Annotated in this window: 1 pseudogene; it reads left to right on the top strand. The window is 66.0% G+C overall.

Annotated features, from left to right (window positions below):
* Positions 1–447, top strand: a pseudogene (locus D7Y04_RS42675) (ATP-grasp domain-containing protein); the annotation flags it as partial.

Raw genomic sequence — 447 nt, 5'->3', positions numbered from 1 at the left:
CGTGGTGGGCCTGATGAACGTGCAGTTCGCCATCCAGGGAAAGACCATCTACATCCTGGAAGTGAACCCGCGCGCGAGCCGCACGGTGCCGTTCATCTCGAAGGCCACGGGTGTAGCGATGGCGAAGATCGCCGCGCTGTGCATGGTGGGCAAGACGCTGAAGGAGCTCAACGCGACGCAGGAGCCGGAGATGCGGCACGTGGCGGTGAAGGAGAGCGTGTTCCCCTTCGCGCGCTTCGCGGGCGTGGACGTGATTCTCGGGCCCGAGATGAAGTCCACGGGCGAGGTGATGGGGCTGGCGCAGGACTACGCGACGGCCTTCGCCAAGAGCCAGTTGGCGGCGGGGGTGAAGCTGCCCAAGAGCGGCAAGGTGTTCATCTCGGTCAAGGATGACGACAAGCCGGCGGTGGTGGACCTGGCGCGGCGGCTGCGGTCCATGGGCTTCTC

It is taken from the genome of Corallococcus sp. AB038B (genome assembly GCF_003668955.1).
GTDB lineage: Bacteria > Myxococcota > Myxococcia > Myxococcales > Myxococcaceae > Corallococcus > Corallococcus exiguus.
The sequence above is the reverse complement of the archived record's forward strand: the minus strand, read 5'-3'. Positions and strand labels throughout refer to the sequence as shown.